This window comes from Actinomadura geliboluensis, from assembly GCF_005889745.1.
Taxonomy (GTDB): Bacteria; Actinomycetota; Actinomycetes; order Streptosporangiales; family Streptosporangiaceae; genus Spirillospora; species Spirillospora geliboluensis.
Map to the genome: position 1 here is coordinate 17448 of NZ_VCKZ01000044.1, position 14378 is coordinate 31825.

Genomic DNA, 14378 nt, shown 5'->3' on the forward strand with positions numbered 1-14378 from the left:
GGTGCCGCCGAGCATTCCGGCCCGCTCGCGCATCCCCGCCAGGCCGTGGCCTCCGCCGGGCACGGGCTTGGCGGCGGTCCGGGCACCGTCGTCCTCGACCGAGACCGTGAGCGCGCCGGTTCCGTAGCGGATCTCGACGCTCACGCATGCGCCCGGCGCGTGCCGGACGGCGTTGCTGAGCGACTCCTGCACGATCCGGAACGCCGCCAGATCCACGCGGGCGCTCAGCGGGCGCGGCACGCCGATGACGGCGCTGGACACCAGCAGCCCGCCGCCGCGCGCCGCGCCGACCAGTTCACCGAGCCGGTCGAGGCAGGGCTGCGGGGCGTCCGCCTCACCGGCGCGCAGCTTCCCGACGATGCGGCGGGTGTCGGTGAGCGCCGCGCGTGCGGCATCCCGCACCGCCTCCAGCGCCTGCCTCGCCGCGTCCGGCAGGTCGGGAACGTTCCGTAGCGCCGCCTCGGCCCGGACGAGGGTCAGGGACATGTGGTGCGCGACCGTGTCGTGCAGCTCAAGGGCGATGCGAGTGCGCTCCCGCGCCACCGCGCCGCCGTCACCGTACGCGCTCGGACGGCCGGCGGGCTCGGGTGCCGGGCCGGTCGCCGACTCCGTCACCTGCCCCGCCCTTCTGCCGGCCGTGGGCCGCCGGTGCTCCTTCGGCAGGCCGCCGCGGCGCTGATCGGCGGCGGGTTCGACGGCATCTCCGTGACCATCGGGGTCTCCTTTGCATCAGGGGCCTTCTGGACGGCTCGCCGGGGGCGCCCAGGGGCGGCACGGCACGGGCCGTGCCGTGATGTCAGCGTGGCGCACCCGGCTCGATGCTGTCAACACGGCACGTGCCGTGCCGTTAGAGTGGGCGGCATGACCGACCACCGTGCCGCCCTTTCGGCCGAGCGGACCGAAGCGATCATGCAGGCCACCCGCGACCTGGCCCTGGAGTCGGGCTATGCCAAGCTCAGCATCGAGGCGGTGGCGTCCCGGGCCGGCGTCGGCAAGCACACGATCTACCGCCGCTGGCCGTCCAAGGGGATGCTCTTCCTCGACGCGGTCCTCAGCCTGAACACCGAGGACCTGGTCCACCGCGACACCGGCGACATCGTGGCCGACACGCGCGAGGTGATGATCAAGGCCACGGAACTGCTGGCCCAGCCGCCCTGGGGTCCGCTGTACCGCGCCCTCCTCGGCGAGGCCCAGCATGATCCCGACGTCGCCGCCGGGCACAAGCAACGCTTCATCCGGCAGCAGACCGACGACTTCCTGCGTCGTCTCCGGTCTGCCCAGGAGCAGGGCCAGATCGCCCCCGACTTCGACCTCGACCTGGCGATGGACCTGCTCTCGGGCGCCCTGTACTACCGGTTCCTCTTCGTCCAGGAACCCATCACCCACGACTACATCGACCGTCTCCTCGACGCCGCCTTCGCCGGAATGTTCCCAAGACCCTGAGTGCCCCATAACCCTCGTGCCACGGCTCCCTGGCCGTGGCGGTGAGCATCGGGACGTCGTGAGTGATGGCCAGGACGCCGGCTCTGACGTCGGCGTACGGCGGACCGTCGGTTCGTCCGCGATGAGGGCGCGGGGGTTCAGCGGCCAAGAATGCGGTCATGGGGGTCTTGGCTTGGACGTCGTCTACCCGCTGATCGGCCCGCTCGGCGTGGAGGTTCGGCTGTATGCGCCCGATGTGCGCGGGACGAACGTGGGCTGAGCGCGTCAGCGGTAGTGGGCGGCGACGGCGGTGAAGGCGGCCTTCGGCTCCCAGGGCATGTCGGGGTAGGTGGTGCCGTGGCCGTCTTCGAGGACCTTGACGATGCCGTAGCTGGCCAGGTCCAGGTCGTAGCGGGGGTCGCAGCCGGGGCGGTGCGGGTGGTCGTAGAGGGCGAAGATGAACACGAAGGCGCTGTCGACGCCCTCGGCCTCGAAGACGTCCAGCGACTCGCTCAGGTACGCGGCCTGGCCGGCTTCGTCGCGGGTGTACTCGCCGTCGAGCCGGACGGGTGCGCCGGTGTCCTCGTCGTACTCGACGATCTCCAGGCCGCGCGCGCCCACGTCGCCTGCGCCGCGGAAGCAGGAGGAGCCGAACTCGGTGATCGCGACCGGCTTGCCCTGTGCGACCAGTGCGCGGACGCCTTCGGCGAACCGGTCCGCGATGTCGGCGGAGCGGTAGAGGTCCATGGAGACGATGTCGAAGGGTGTCCAGTCCACGAAGTCGAGGTGGATGGCGGCGTAGGTGACCCGGCCGCCGAAGCGTTCGCGGACGAGCTTCACCGCGTCGCTTAGGAAGGCGTTGACGCGGGCACTGGCCTCGGTGACCAGCTCGCGCAGCCCCTTCGGGCGGCTCAGGAGTTCGACCCGCTCGTCCAGGGAGTCGCCGGGGAGGAAGCCCTTGTTCATCAGGCTCAGTTCGGCGCCCGCCACGAACACGACCTCCGCGCCCCGCAGCCGGAGGCGCTCGGCCCGTTCGGCGCAGTCGGCGAAGAGCGTCAGCATCTCCTCGGTGGTCAGCTCCAGCGGGTAGGGCGAGAACCAGACCTCCAGGCCGAGGTCGGCGGCGAGCGTGGCGGCCAGTTCCAGCCGCGCGGGGTCGCCGCCGGTGACGCGGACGGCGTTGCAGTGCAGGTCGTCCCGGATGATGCGCAGTTCGCGCTCGGCCAGCGCCGGATCGAAGTGTCCGCGCGAGTTCTGCCCGTTGCGGATGAACCCGGTGTCGTACGTGATGCCCTTGCCGCGCATGGGGGGTCCTCTCTTGAGATTAGGGTACTCACCGTACCTTAGTTGCCCCCGTGCGAGGGCGACGCCAACCTTGGCGAGGAACGGGCGGTACCGAATACGGGACGAGGGCATGGCGGACGATCCGGCAAGGCGACCAGAGCACGGGCAGACGCGGCGCCGCGGCGCCGTGCTGGAGGAGGCGATCCTCGACGCCGCCGTCGCGGAGCTCACCGAGTCCGGGTTCGCGGGGCTGACCATGGACCGCGTCGCCGAACGCGCCCGCACCAACAAGAACGCGATCTACCGCCGCTGGCCGAACCGGCTGGCCCTCGGCATCGCCGCCTACCGGCGGCTGACCAAGAGCGTCCAGCCGCCCGACACCGGCAATCTGCGGGACGACGTCCTTGAGCAGCTCCGCCGGGCGAACCGCCACTGGAGTTCGCCGCTCGGCTCGATCCTGCGCGACCTGCTCGCGGCGGCCGGCGGGGCGTCAGAACTCCTGGCGCAGCTACCGGACCAGTCGGCCGATGCCGTGGCCGCCTCCTGGCTGACCATCCTCGGGCGTGCTGTGGCGCGCGGTGAAGCGGCTCCGGAGGCGCTCCATCCGCGCGTCGCGACCGTGGCGATCGTTCTGCTGCGCAACGAGTTCGTGGTGCGCGGTGTGCCCACCGCCCCTGACGAGGTCCTCGTTGAGATCGTTGACGAGGTCTATCTTCCGTTGGTGCGCCGACGCGGCACGCCGTCCGACTGACTTACAAGACATTGGTCATTTGACAAGAGTCTTGAAGGTTGGTGCACGGCCTCTACCGCCCCCGGTACTGCTCCAAGGAACCTGCACTCCCGGCCTCGCCCGTCAGAAGGGCATGCTCGTAGGCGGCCCGCTCGTGGACGAGTTCCGACCAGTCGTCGGGCGCTTCGGCGACCTTGAGGCATTCGGCGCCGGTGAGGCCCCAGACCTGCGACTCGACCCAGGTCAGGTGCCGGTATTTACGCGGAGCCATGGATTGGGAGCCGAAGTCCCAGCCGACCGCCGACACCGGCCGTCCGGAGAACTGCTCGCGGGCCCGCGCGGCGTACCCGGGCCGCGTGACCGTCTCGGGATGAAGGAACGACAGGTCGAAGCCGTTGTCTCCCAGGCCGAACGCTGCGAGACCGTACAGGAACGTCGCCTCGATGCCGCGGTCGGCACAGAACTCGGCGATTCTCGTGGCGCCCACGAGCGTCCCCGCATAGGAGATGACGAAGACGCGTCGGAGCGGATGGACGTCAAGGAAACGGCGTAGCGCGGTGATGATGGTCTCGCCGGACGCGACGGTGTCGCCGATGAGCAGTGTTTCGGCCGGTGCCTCGAAGCAGCAGTACGGCACCTCGATACGGGCGGTGTCGTGAGCGACCGCCGTCCGTGACGTCGCGATGAGGTTCGTGGGCAGGTTGTGCCCTGTCTCCGCCGAGACGGCCTCCGCGAGCTGGTACGTCAGGCCCTTGCTCAGGATCACCAGTTCGGCGGTCTCGTCAGGGCTCAACTCGTCGGCTAGATGGGCGATGAAACACCGGCTGGAACGAAGGCAGGCCCGGCGGAACCCGGCCCCCATGAGGTTGCGGTCGAAGAGCAATTCCTCAAGAGGGTTGTTGTGGACTAGGTAGAGCCGTGGGCCGTCCCCGATGCGTTCCGCGCTGCTCCGTTCCAGCTCGGTGATCACGGTCAGCGTCCCATGCTGAACGACGGCTCGTTGAGTCGCTCCAGAGCGGCCAGCATGGGCGGGTCGCCGGGCAGGACGTTGTCGCGGTACTCCGTGATGGCCTCTTCGAGCCAGCCGGGTAGCGGGGGCGTCTCACGCGCCTTTTGCGGCGCCAGTTCCGGAAGGAGTTCCCCGGCGCTCAGGAAGTCGTCGACGACCGCGGAGGCCAGTGCGGCCACATGCGGGTGGACGTAATCGCGGACCAGGACGCCGCGGTATTCCAGCTCGTCCGCCCGGTACTTGGAGTTGCGCGGGGCCACGACGATGATCGGAGTGCCGAGGAGGGCTGCGGCGGTCATCTCCACGCCGATGCCGATACCGCGCCGTTCGCGGGCGTCAACGACGACCGCCGTCGCGACCATCACCTGGTACATGTCGCGGCCGAACTGGCCGAGCGTGTTGGACGGATCGGTGATGGGATCGTCCGGGTTCAGGAACACGACCTCGCGAGGTGCGGCGCCTTTTGCGACCTCCAGCCGCTCGATGTCCGACCAGCAGAGTTTCTTCTCGTCCCCCGTGCCCTTCATGATGGAGCCGGAGCAGTATATGGATATGGTCATCGATCGTCTCTCCATGGTGTCCTGGCGTTGAGCGTGAAATCGGCCATGGTGCCGGCCACGGCCTGCACGTTCGACTTCGCCTCGGCATAGGTGCGGGCGAGCCGGAATCCGCGTGATTCGCGGACCGCGAGAACCGCGATCCGCAGCGCGTCCAGTGAGGTCTCGTCGTAGGCCCGGTCGATGACGAGTCCGAATCCGGGCAGGGAGCGCAACCGCAGCAGTTCGTCCCACTCGGCGATGCGGTGGACGAAGTCCCGGATGCCGAGCCAGCGGAGCACGGTGTCGAGCCGCCGCGCAGAGGGGAGTCTGCCGTCCATGTCCGCCGACCTGTGAGCGAGACCGCAGGTCAGGTCGCCTGCGGGGAGGTCCGCAAGGACGGCGGCGTCCAGGTCGATCAGGTAGCTGCGCAAGTAGGCGCGGGAAAGGAAGAAGGCGAGCGATGTGCTTTCGGCGGGTGAAAGGGGTACGGGCAGCGTGCGCTCCACGAACCGTGCGATGAACGCCTGCCCCTCCAGCCGTTCGGGGGTCCGCGCGAGCAGCCGTTCGGCGCGTCCCCGCGGCCGGTGCCATCTGCGCGCGGTTCCGCGCGCGACACGGTGCAACTCGCCGCCGGGCTGCAGAGCCGCGCGCCACAGTTCGCCGATTCCGGCGGCCGTCCCGCCGCCGTGCCGAGGAGCCCAACGGAAGTCGGGATCGGCGCAGATTCCCCGGAAGCCGGTGTGGCGGTAGGGGTTGTGCCGGTCCCGGCGGTACTCGTGGACTTTCATCTCCCGGTAGTCGGCGAGGTCCGGGACCGGCGCGACGTAGCGGAGCGCACCCGCCCGAACCAGCGGCTCCACGCACCCGAGGAAGATCGGGTACCAGGGGATCTCGAAGATGTAGGACGCGGGAATGAGGAGGTGCCGTTCGGTCATGAGCAGGGCCAGTCGGGTGGCGTCCAGTGCCTGGGTCAGAGTGAGCGCCGCGTGCCTTTCGGTGGCATCGATGCCGTAGCACGCCAGGATTTCTGGATTCGTGTACTGGACGAAGAGGGGCCGTTCGCGCTTGAAGGCGCTTCCCGTGGCCGCGGACGATTGCGACGTGCTACCCATCACCGCGGTGACGTAGATGTCTCGGGCCGCGACGAACGCGTCGCGTCTCGCCCACACCTGCTGGGTGGGAGCCGGATGTTCGAGTTCTTCACCCATCGTCGTCCAAGGTCAGGGATATGTGCTGGTCCCTGCCGGCGATGAAGGCGTTCCGGCCGGTGGTGATGTTCTGGATGACATGGACGGCGTCCGTGTCGGGCAATGACTCGCGGACATGCCTGACGAAGTCCTGCAGTTCGGTCGAAGCATCCATGTGCTCGGCTAGGAAAGCCGTCAGCAGGGCCGTCCATCTCGCCTGTTCGGCCGCCATGGCCGCCTGCTCTGGCGGGGAGCTCCGGCTCACCCTGCCCGCCGACTCCTCTAACTCGCGGGTCAGGTCCGACTCGGCGGTGTGCGCGCCGCGACCGACGATCCGGGCGAGCCGGCTCCTCGCGGTGCCCCAGAAATCGGTCGTCATGGCCTCCACGAGGGCCGCCGCGACCGCGCCGGCGAGCCCTGCCAGCGCGGGATCCATGTCGCTGCACCTTCCCCGGTCTCTCGCGGTCGCCGTGTCCCTAATTCAGGCCTCATTATGGGCCGGTAATCGTGGATCTTCCAGGGTTATCGCGCATCGGGAAGGTCGCGGCCAGGGAACACTTGCCCTCGTTTCGGTCGCAAATGGCGAGGTTTCCGGATGTACCGCACAGGCCGTAACCTGAATGTGTTTCGCCTCACGGCCGTCTTGCCTGCCGAAACGGGCGGGTGTCGACGCGACCGGTTTCGGAGTTGCTGTCCATAAATGTGCGGACATGTAGGTGTGTCGGATTCCCCGCAGAGACGCAGATCACGACCAGGAATTCTCAACGAATCGGCCGTTCACCCTTTCGGTCGCAGACGGTCCCGCGGTGGCCGACATCGGTCGCTCGAAGTCCTCGTTGAGACGTTGATGAGGTCTATCTTCCGCTGGTCCGCCGACGTGGTACTCCGTCCGGCTGACTCTTGATGGTCAGGGGGCGGTTGGTTGGAAGAAGCCGCGTATGTACGGGTCTTCCAGGGCTGCCAGGTCGGCTAGGTCGCCCGTGGCGACGATCTTTCCGCTGCGCATGAGGGCGATGTAGTCGGCGACTCTGGTCGCGGTGAGCATCGGGACGTCGTGGGTGATGACCAGGACGGCAGCTCCGGCGTCGGCGTAGCGGCGGAGGGTGACCCACACGCCGTAGGCGGTCTCCATGTCGAGCGAGGCCGTCGGTTCGTCCGCGATGAGGACGCGCGGTTCGGGCAGGAGCGCGGCGGCGAGTGCGGCGCGCTGGATCTGGCCGCCCGAATGCTGGTTCGGGTAGAGATCGAGCAGTTCGGTCGGGTATCCGGCGGCTGCGCAGGCGCGGTCGAGGCTCCAGCGCCGATACCGCTCTTCGAGGACGCGCAGTTGTGCGCCTACGGGGTCTTCGGTGTGGAAGGCCGTTACGCCGGCCTGGGGGAGCAGGCTGACGGTGCCGGCCCGAAGGCGGAGCCACTGGCGCCGTCCGTGCACCGGCTCGCCGTTGATGCGCACCTGGCCGGTGGTGCGGGCGGAGTCGGGGAGCGAGCCGGTGAGTGCGGCGGCGGCCATCGACTTGCCGCAGCCGGACTCGCCGAGCAGCGCGGTGATCTTCCCGTCCGGGACGACGAGGTCGACGGCGTCCAGGACGGTTTCGTTCCACCGGCCGGTATCGATGTGGACGGTCAGTTCACGCAGTTCGGCAGGCATTGGACGGCCGGGTCATCCTTCTTCGGGGGCGGTTCTGAACGTGCGCCGGGGGAAGACGATCGCGAACAGGGCGGCGCCGATACCGACCGCGCCTGCGGTCCAGCCCGTCCATTCGGGGACCTTGCCCAGCGCGACGGAGCTTGCGGGGTCTATATGCAGCCCAACGGTGCTGGCGCGATTTCCCAAGGCGCGCGCCTCCAGTTGGTACGTGCCGTCCGCGGTGACCGCCATCGGTGAGCGGAGGGTGCGATGCTCGGCCCTGGACATCGTGACGCCTCCGCGCACCGTCTTTCCGCCGGCCGTCCAGGAGCCCGCGCATGTGTACCCGGACAATGAGCAGGTCCAGTCGTAGGGAATGGCGACGCTGGTCGGCGTGCCGTACTTCCAGACGTATCCGGGCTTGGCGCGTTCGATCGAGCCGATGATGGCCAGAACCGCCACCGAAAGGCAGGCGCCCGTCAGGAGCATCGCCGCCGCGATGCCCCAGCGGTCGGCCATGGCACCGGCCGCGAGGGTGACCGGCGCCAACACGAACACGCCGATGAAACCCAGCAGTACAGCCAGCACGACCAGCCCGACGAGCCGTCCTCCGGGATTCGCCAGCAATGCCCACTCGGCGGCCACGAGCAGCAGAATGCCCAGGGGAATGGTCCACAGCAGGGTGACTTTCACGGCCCTCCCTCCTGTGGTCGCATGCTCATGACTGCCCGGAGCGACGCGATCACGGTAAACCATCGCGGGGCAGAGTGGTCATGTGTGATGTGCGGGATGAGTCGTCGTGGACGCCTCAGGACGCGGCTTCGGTGAGTTCGGCCATCACCTCGGAGGTCGTGATCGGGTCCAGGTCGCCTAGGGGGCGGCCTGTGCGGGTGTCGTTCCAGTAGCCGTCTTCCGGGTGGTCGTCCAGGCGGATCACCTGCATTTGTTGGGGGCCCCTGTCGTCCAGGTTGCCGATGGCCATTCCCGGGTCCAGCTTGACGTTGACGTACAGGCCGCCGGGGGTCTCTCGGTAGATGGACCACTGGAGCCCGGCGTCCATGGCGGCGCCGCGCCGCCAGCCGCGCCTTTCCAGCCCGAGGACGGCCGTGGCCGGGATGGTGAGGCCCTGAAGGCGGTCCAGTCGCCGGGCGGCGCGTTCGGCTTCGGTGAGGGTGTGGACGGCGCGGTCCAGTTGCGGGAACGGCTGGAGGATCTCGTAGTCGGCGAAGAGCTCCGTCCAGGCGGCGAGGGTGTCGCGGAACTCCAGCGGGTGCGGGATGCGGACGGTGGCGTCGTCCGGCAGCCTCATCGCTTCGTCGTCGGCGTTCGCGAGGGTGCCGTCCTCGGCGATGCGGAACGTGGTCGCGGTGCCGCCGCCCTCCGCGAGCCAGACCAGGCGGCGGGCGATGTGGGAGACGAGCGGATGCCCTGCGAAGAAGCGGCGGAACTCCGGGGCCGTCCAGCGGCGCTGGGCGGTCATCGCCGACTCCAGGCGGCGGATCTGGTCGGCGGCGACCGTGCGGACGTCCTTCTTCAGCGCGGCGAAGCGCTGGTGGGCGGCCGGGGCGAGTTCCTCGTCGTCGTTGGCGCCCGGCTTGGGGAGCGTTTTGCGGCGGGTGCCGTCCTCGTCGGTCACAAATGGCTTGAGGTGCTCGTCGAAGGCGACGAGGAAGCGGCGCGGGCCGTAGTCCAGGACGAGCCCGCCGTTCTCGTCCAGGCCGAAGTCGGGGACCAGGCGGTCGCCCAGTTCGTCGGACGTCAGACCCAGCTTGTCGGCGACCTGCTGCACCTTCTCCTGCGCGCGCGCCTTCAGGGCCTTGAACCTGACCTTCTGCGCGATCCCGTAGAGGTGCATGAGGGCGACTTCGCCGCCGATCGCGGTGAGGACGTCCAGCCCGGCGACCGCCTTGGCGTGGCCGCCCTCGCCGGGCCATGTCCGGATCAGCGGGGCCAGCCTGCGGGCCGTGTCGTCGTCGCCGAGCCAGCCGAGTTGTGCCAGCGCCCAGCCGTCCTTGGCGGGAGCGCCGTTCTGCTGCCACAACCGGAAGAGCTCCCAGGAGAACGATGCGATGGACGCCGGGTCGCATGCCTCCTTGACGATCGCGATGCCCGCGTAGACCTGTACGGGTGAGGAGATGGCCAGCATTGTCAGCAGATGGCGGGTGGCGTCGGCGGGGAGCGCGCTGTTCCGGGCCCGGAGCCTGACCTGGGGGAGGTCTTGCACGTCGGCCCAATCGGGGACGGGCGGTATGCGGTCGGGCAGGACGTCCAAGGGGTCTATCGCGAGCATCGCGTGGAGGGCTGCGGCCGCCTTGTCGCCGTGCGCGCGCGCCGCCTCGTCTACGACCTTGTCCGTTCCGTGGGTGTCGGCCAGGAGGCGCAGGGCCTCCTCTGCCTCGCGCTGTGGCTTGCCGGGCTTGCCCACTGCGGCCGGGACGAGCAGCGGCACCGCGTCCAGACCGTGCCGGTCGAACCAGGAGAGCGCGACATCGCGTCCCTTCTTCGGACGGGACAGGCGCTCGGCCATCAACCGGGCCAGCTCCGCGTCCAAGAACGGCAGTGCCCGGTCGCCGAGACCCTTCATGTCCTTCTCGGCGATCCGCAGCGCGACGGGGAGGGCGTCGGCCTCGAACCGCGCCACGGTCGGCCGCAGCCACATCTCGGCCTCCCAGAGCTGCGGCCTCCAGGCGCCGAGCAGCGGCCTGACCTTCTCCTCCGGGCCGTAGGTGAGGACGCCGAGCCCGTAGCCGCCGGCCCGCCCGCGGCGGAACTCGTCGACCAGCGCGTCCCAGTCGTCGGTCGACGGTACGTGGTGCCGGTGGTCGGTCTTGGACCACTCCTCCCGTTCGCCGGGCAGCCAGCGCATCCGGACGCCGTCGGGAGGCGTGAGGCCCTCGACGGGTACCGGGCGGGGCCGCTCGCCCGCGCGCAGCCACGGCGGGTCGGCCAGCGGGCGGGGCAGGGCGGCCGGAGGAGCGTCCGGGATGACCGACCCGTTCTCGCCCGCCTGGAGTTGATCTTCCATGCCCCGACCGTAGGGCACGTCTCCGACGGACGACCGCGAATCCCCCCGCTCAGCCCCGCACCAGGACGAGCTGCTTGCGCACCCGGGGCTCCGGCTCGCCATAGCCGGAGGCTTGGGGTGTCAAGGCGATCAGCGTGGCCAGGACGCTGCGGAGCACCTCGGCCAACTCCTCGTCCGGCTCCTCCTCGCCCACGAGGGTGAGCGCGGCCAGGACCGACGTCGCCGCCCACACGAGGTCCTCCTGCCGCGCGGGGCGGTTCGGGTCCCACAGCGGGGCGGACAGGACGGACGCGTTCGCGATCAACGTCTCCAGGGCCCGTTCGCCCCGCCGCTGGGCGAGGAGCTGGGCCCGGCCGAGCGTCACCGCCGGGTCGTCGGAGGGCGGCACCGACGGCAGGGTCTGAGCGGTCAGCAGCTTGCCCAGGTACCGGGTCAGCGACGCCTCCTCCTCCCTCCGGCGGCGGCGACCGGTGCCGTCCTCGAACGCGTGCGCCGTGAAGCAGTGCGTCAGCTGGGCGCAGGCGAGCCCCATGGCGACCACGCCCTGGGTCCCGAGACCGCTGGACGCGCCGAGTTGGGCGAAGGCGAGGTCGCGGGCCACGTAGTCGGCGTGGGGCCGACTGCCGTCGGAGTCGTAGTCGACGGCACGGGCCTGAGCGAGAGCGAGGTCGCGCGCGAGGACCAGGATGGGAACGGGACCGGGAACCGGGGCGTCATCGCGGCGGGCGCGTTCCAGAGCACGGGGGATGTCGCGGGTCGGAACGACGGTGCCGCTGCGGGGAAACCAGGCCCCGGCCTCGTGGGCGAGCCCCAGTGCCCGGTCGAGGGCGCGGTCGAGGGCGCGGTTCAGTTCGTCGACGGGGACATGGTGCGCGGTCTGCGCGAGCGCGGTGGGGATCACGGGGACGGCGCTGGAGCCCGGGGCGCTGGAGGGCAGGCCGCGGTGGCCGGCGTCGTACATCAGCAGGATTTCGAGGGCGGGGAGGAGGGCCTCGATCCTGCCCGGGGTGAAGTCGCGGTCGGCGGCGAAGTGGGCATCGTGGTCGCGGTGGAGGTCGCGCGCATGGTCGAGGGCCCGGCCGATGGCGTTGCGGAACATCATGTCGACGATGCTCGGCGGGGCGGGGCGATCGTCGAGGTCGATGTCGAGACCGAGCGCGCGGGCCTTCTCCGAGGCGCGGTCACGGGTGAGGCCATGGGCGGGCTCGCTGCTGAAGGCGAGATCGAGAGCGAGGTCGATGGCGTGCAGGAGCCGCTGCTCCGTCCCCATGAGACGGCGGTCGCCGGCGTACGCGGCGAGTTGCCAGAAGGTCATCTGGGCGAACGGGGCGAGCACCCTGATGACGAAGTGCGTGTGGTCGAGGATCAGCTCCGGGTAGGCGGCGATCTGCCATCGTGCCGGGCGGTGGGGATGCAGGTCGGGAGCGGCGGTGACGACGCGCGTTCTGCCCTGGCCGCTCGTCCAGTCGCCGTCCGCCGCGTAGAGGCCCGTCCGGTCGGCGGGGTAGAGGTCGCTGCCGAGCGCATGGCTCGCCTCGGACGGCGTCGGGAGGCGGTAGCCGGTGCCGTCACCGAACAGGCCGTTGAGCCAGAAGAGGAAGGGCGGGATGTCGGTGGACCAGAGGTCGGCCCCCGGCTCGGGGACGTTGGAGTCGTTGCCGACGTGCGACGCGTAGCGGGCCCACAGTTCGTTGGGGACGGGGTCTGCGCAGATGCGGGTGCCGGTGTCGTCGAGGGCGTGGGTGTCCTGCAGAGCGCGCGCGGCGGCGACTCCGTCCAGCAGCCGGATCTCATCGGGGTCGTCGGACGTCGTGTTCAGCAGTTCGTCGAGACGGGCGCGTAGCGCGGGATCGACTTCGCGGGCCTCGTCCAGGCAGGCATAGGCGAGGCTGAGGGCGGTCACCGTGCGCGCCTCCAGGCACGCTTCTACGACGGGACTGGCGTCGGCGCGGGCGGCCCAGAGCAGCGTGGTCTCGCGCCAGGCAGGATCACTGACGTTCTCCACGAGCAGTTGGCGGCGGGACGCATGCCCGGGAACCAATGCCGCCGCCAGGTACTCCTGCAAGGTCAGGTGCGCGAAACCGTAGTGCCGGTACTGATGCTCCAGCAGCAGGCCGCTGCGTCTGACATAGCGGAGGAACGCCTCGGGAGTGATGTCGGGTGCAGTGCGTTGCAGCACGGTGCGGATCGCGCGTTCGGCCTCCTCGGCGGGGATGTCCCGGAGTTTGCGGCGCATCATGTACCAGGCCAGCTCCTGGACGATCCGCTCCTTCTTGTCGCCGCTCAGTTCCTCCACCTCGCCGGCGCCGAGGTTCTTGGCCTCTTGCCGCCGGTGGAGAAGGACCTGGCAGACCTCCTCGTACAGGGCGGCGCGGCTGCCCGGCAGGCTGCCCCGGTACCGGTGCACGTTGGCGATCATCGTGAGCAGCAGCGGGTTCGCGGCCATGTCGTAGAGCGTCGGACGGCCGCTGATCCGGTGGAACAGGTCGTCGGCGGACCGGGCGGCGACCAGGTCGATACCCCGTGCGTCGCCCTCCCGGGAGCGGTGCTCGATCGCCCGGTACCAGGCGTGCAGGAAGTCCCGGATCTGCCGCGACGTGAACCGCTGCACCTGCAGGACGTCGGCGCGCGACAGCCGGTTGCCGTCGTAGCCGCCGGGCCGGGACGTGACCACGAACGCGTTGTCCGGGTAGCGGCTGTACTGCTCCTCCATCCACTGCACCACGCGGCCGCGGTGCCGCGCGTCGGCGACCTCGTCCAGGCCGTCCAGCAGGACGACGCACTGGCCCCGCTCCAGCCGATGCTCCAGCCACTCGGCCGAGACGGCGCCGTTCAGCCAGGGCGCCGCCGCCGCGATCTGCGCGAGCCCGCCGGGCTCGTCACCCAGGACGGACGCCGCGTGGTCACGCAGGTAGAGGAGCACGGGCAGCCGCCCGCGGCGCCGCAACCCGAACCGGCGCCGCTCCACCATCTCCAGCGCCGTGTGGCGGGCGAGGGTCGTCTTGCCGGAGCCGGCCGCGCCCAGCACCGCCAGCATCCGGCCCCCGGCGAGGAAGGACGCCAGTGACGCCCGCCGACCGGCCCCCTCAGCCGGGCCGGGACCGATGCCGGTGTCGGTCACCACGTCGGTGACCGTCCTCGGCCGCAGCATGACGTCGACGTAGACCTGCCGGGTCCGCAGCACGAACTCCGCCTGCGTGACCAGGCCGATCGTCTCCATCTGGTCGACCGTCGAGCGCATCCGCCGCAGGTACTCGCGCCGCGATCCCGCCCGCCTCCGGGGTGCGGGCGGCGGGCCGTCCTCCGAAGGCGGCTGCGCGGCCTGCGGTGCCGCCTGCACGAGCCCGCCCAGCACCGTGAAGACGAGGGCCAGATAGCCCCAGCTCCAGCTCAGCTTCCCGTTGTTGAGGATCTGGTTGACCGCCACCCCCGCCGCGACCGATAACGACGCCGCGATCAGGGCGCGGCCCAGGTACTTCAGCATCCGCACGACGGTCAGCCCCCGCGTCCGACGACAAGGCCCGGCAGTACACACCTAATCGCGCCGAGGCCCGC

The 14378-nt window shown here is 70.3% G+C and carries 11 protein-coding genes and 1 pseudogene; 2 read left to right on the forward strand and 10 right to left on the reverse strand.

Annotation, left to right across the window (positions count from 1 at the left end; all coding sequences use genetic code 11):
• Positions 1–486: pseudogene (locus tag ETD96_RS47900) on the reverse strand (sensor histidine kinase); the annotation flags it as partial.
• Between the two features lie 375 nt (positions 487–861).
• Here ETD96_RS47900 and ETD96_RS09250 point away from each other — a divergent pair.
• Positions 862–1443 (forward strand): TetR/AcrR family transcriptional regulator, encoded by a 582-nt coding sequence (locus tag ETD96_RS09250; protein ID WP_138635889.1) that lies wholly within the window; start codon positions 862–864, stop codon positions 1441–1443.
• Between the two features lie 264 nt (positions 1444–1707).
• Here ETD96_RS09250 and ETD96_RS09255 read toward each other — a convergent pair whose 3' ends face one another.
• Positions 1708–2727, reverse strand: coding sequence for a hypothetical protein (locus tag ETD96_RS09255; protein WP_138635890.1), 1020 nt, complete (start codon positions 2725–2727; stop codon positions 1708–1710).
• A 109-nt stretch (positions 2728–2836) separates the two neighbouring features.
• Here ETD96_RS09255 and ETD96_RS09260 point away from each other — a divergent pair, with 109 nt between their 5' ends.
• On the forward strand, positions 2837–3457 hold the full coding sequence (locus tag ETD96_RS09260; protein ID WP_138635891.1) for a TetR/AcrR family transcriptional regulator: 621 nt from the start codon (positions 2837–2839) through the stop codon (positions 3455–3457).
• A 52-nt stretch (positions 3458–3509) separates the two neighbouring features.
• On the opposite strand, the gene ETD96_RS09265 is transcribed toward ETD96_RS09260, so the two are convergent.
• From ETD96_RS09265 to ETD96_RS09300, 8 genes are all read right to left on the reverse strand, one after another.
• On the reverse strand, positions 3510–4406 hold the full coding sequence (locus ETD96_RS09265) for a hypothetical protein (protein WP_138635892.1): 897 nt from the start codon (positions 4404–4406) through the stop codon (positions 3510–3512).
• Positions 4407–4408: 2 nt separating this feature from the next.
• A complete protein-coding gene (locus ETD96_RS09270; RefSeq protein ID WP_138635893.1) occupies positions 4409–5005 on the reverse strand; it encodes a hypothetical protein in 597 nt (198 codons plus the stop codon).
• Entirely contained in the window at positions 5002–6192 is a 1191-nt protein-coding gene (locus tag ETD96_RS09275; RefSeq protein WP_138635894.1) for a hypothetical protein, read from the reverse strand. Before ETD96_RS09275 ends, ETD96_RS09270 begins: the two co-directional genes overlap by 4 nt.
• Positions 6185–6607 carry a hypothetical protein gene (locus tag ETD96_RS09280; RefSeq protein ID WP_138635895.1) on the reverse strand — a complete coding sequence of 141 codons (423 nt, stop codon included), beginning with the start codon at positions 6605–6607 and terminating at the stop codon, positions 6185–6187. The genes ETD96_RS09275 and ETD96_RS09280 overlap by 8 nt, the downstream gene beginning before the upstream one ends.
• Positions 6608–7078: 471 nt before the next feature.
• Positions 7079–7819 carry an ATP-binding cassette domain-containing protein gene (locus ETD96_RS09285; RefSeq protein ID WP_138635896.1) on the reverse strand — a complete coding sequence of 247 codons (741 nt, stop codon included), beginning with the start codon at positions 7817–7819 and terminating at the stop codon, positions 7079–7081.
• A 12-nt stretch (positions 7820–7831) separates the two neighbouring features.
• The gene (locus ETD96_RS09290; RefSeq protein ID WP_138635897.1) at positions 7832–8491 is read right to left on the reverse strand and encodes a hypothetical protein; all 660 of its coding nucleotides are present in this window, start codon (positions 8489–8491) and stop codon (positions 7832–7834) included.
• Between the two features lie 115 nt (positions 8492–8606).
• The gene (locus ETD96_RS09295; RefSeq protein WP_171068939.1) at positions 8607–10823 is read right to left on the reverse strand and encodes a DUF4132 domain-containing protein; all 2217 of its coding nucleotides are present in this window, start codon (positions 10821–10823) and stop codon (positions 8607–8609) included.
• A gap of 49 nt (positions 10824–10872) precedes the next feature.
• Positions 10873–14307 (reverse strand): NACHT domain-containing protein, encoded by a 3435-nt coding sequence (locus tag ETD96_RS09300; protein ID WP_138635899.1) that lies wholly within the window; start codon positions 14305–14307, stop codon positions 10873–10875.
• Positions 14308–14378 lie beyond the last annotated feature (71 nt).

What these genes read in the sequence shown, in the direction of transcription:
- ETD96_RS09250 (WP_138635889.1), top strand. Translation starts at nt 862, where the DNA reads ATGACCGACCACCGTGCCGCCCTTTCGGCCGAGCGGACCGAAGCGATC.
- ETD96_RS09260 (WP_138635891.1), top strand. Translation starts at nt 2,837, where the DNA reads ATGGCGGACGATCCGGCAAGGCGACCAGAGCACGGGCAGACGCGGCGC.
- ETD96_RS09285 (WP_138635896.1), bottom strand. Translation starts at nt 7,819, where the DNA reads ATGCCTGCCGAACTGCGTGAACTGACCGTCCACATCGATACCGGCCGG.
- ETD96_RS09280 (WP_138635895.1), bottom strand. Translation starts at nt 6,607, where the DNA reads ATGGATCCCGCGCTGGCAGGGCTCGCCGGCGCGGTCGCGGCGGCCCTC.
- ETD96_RS09255 (WP_138635890.1), bottom strand. Translation starts at nt 2,727, where the DNA reads ATGCGCGGCAAGGGCATCACGTACGACACCGGGTTCATCCGCAACGGG.
- ETD96_RS09275 (WP_138635894.1), bottom strand. Translation starts at nt 6,192, where the DNA reads ATGGGTGAAGAACTCGAACATCCGGCTCCCACCCAGCAGGTGTGGGCG.
- ETD96_RS09270 (WP_138635893.1), bottom strand. Translation starts at nt 5,005, where the DNA reads ATGACCATATCCATATACTGCTCCGGCTCCATCATGAAGGGCACGGGG.
- ETD96_RS09295 (WP_171068939.1), bottom strand. Translation starts at nt 10,823, where the DNA reads ATGGAAGATCAACTCCAGGCGGGCGAGAACGGGTCGGTCATCCCGGAC.
- ETD96_RS09300 (WP_138635899.1), bottom strand. Translation starts at nt 14,307, where the DNA reads ATGCTGAAGTACCTGGGCCGCGCCCTGATCGCGGCGTCGTTATCGGTC.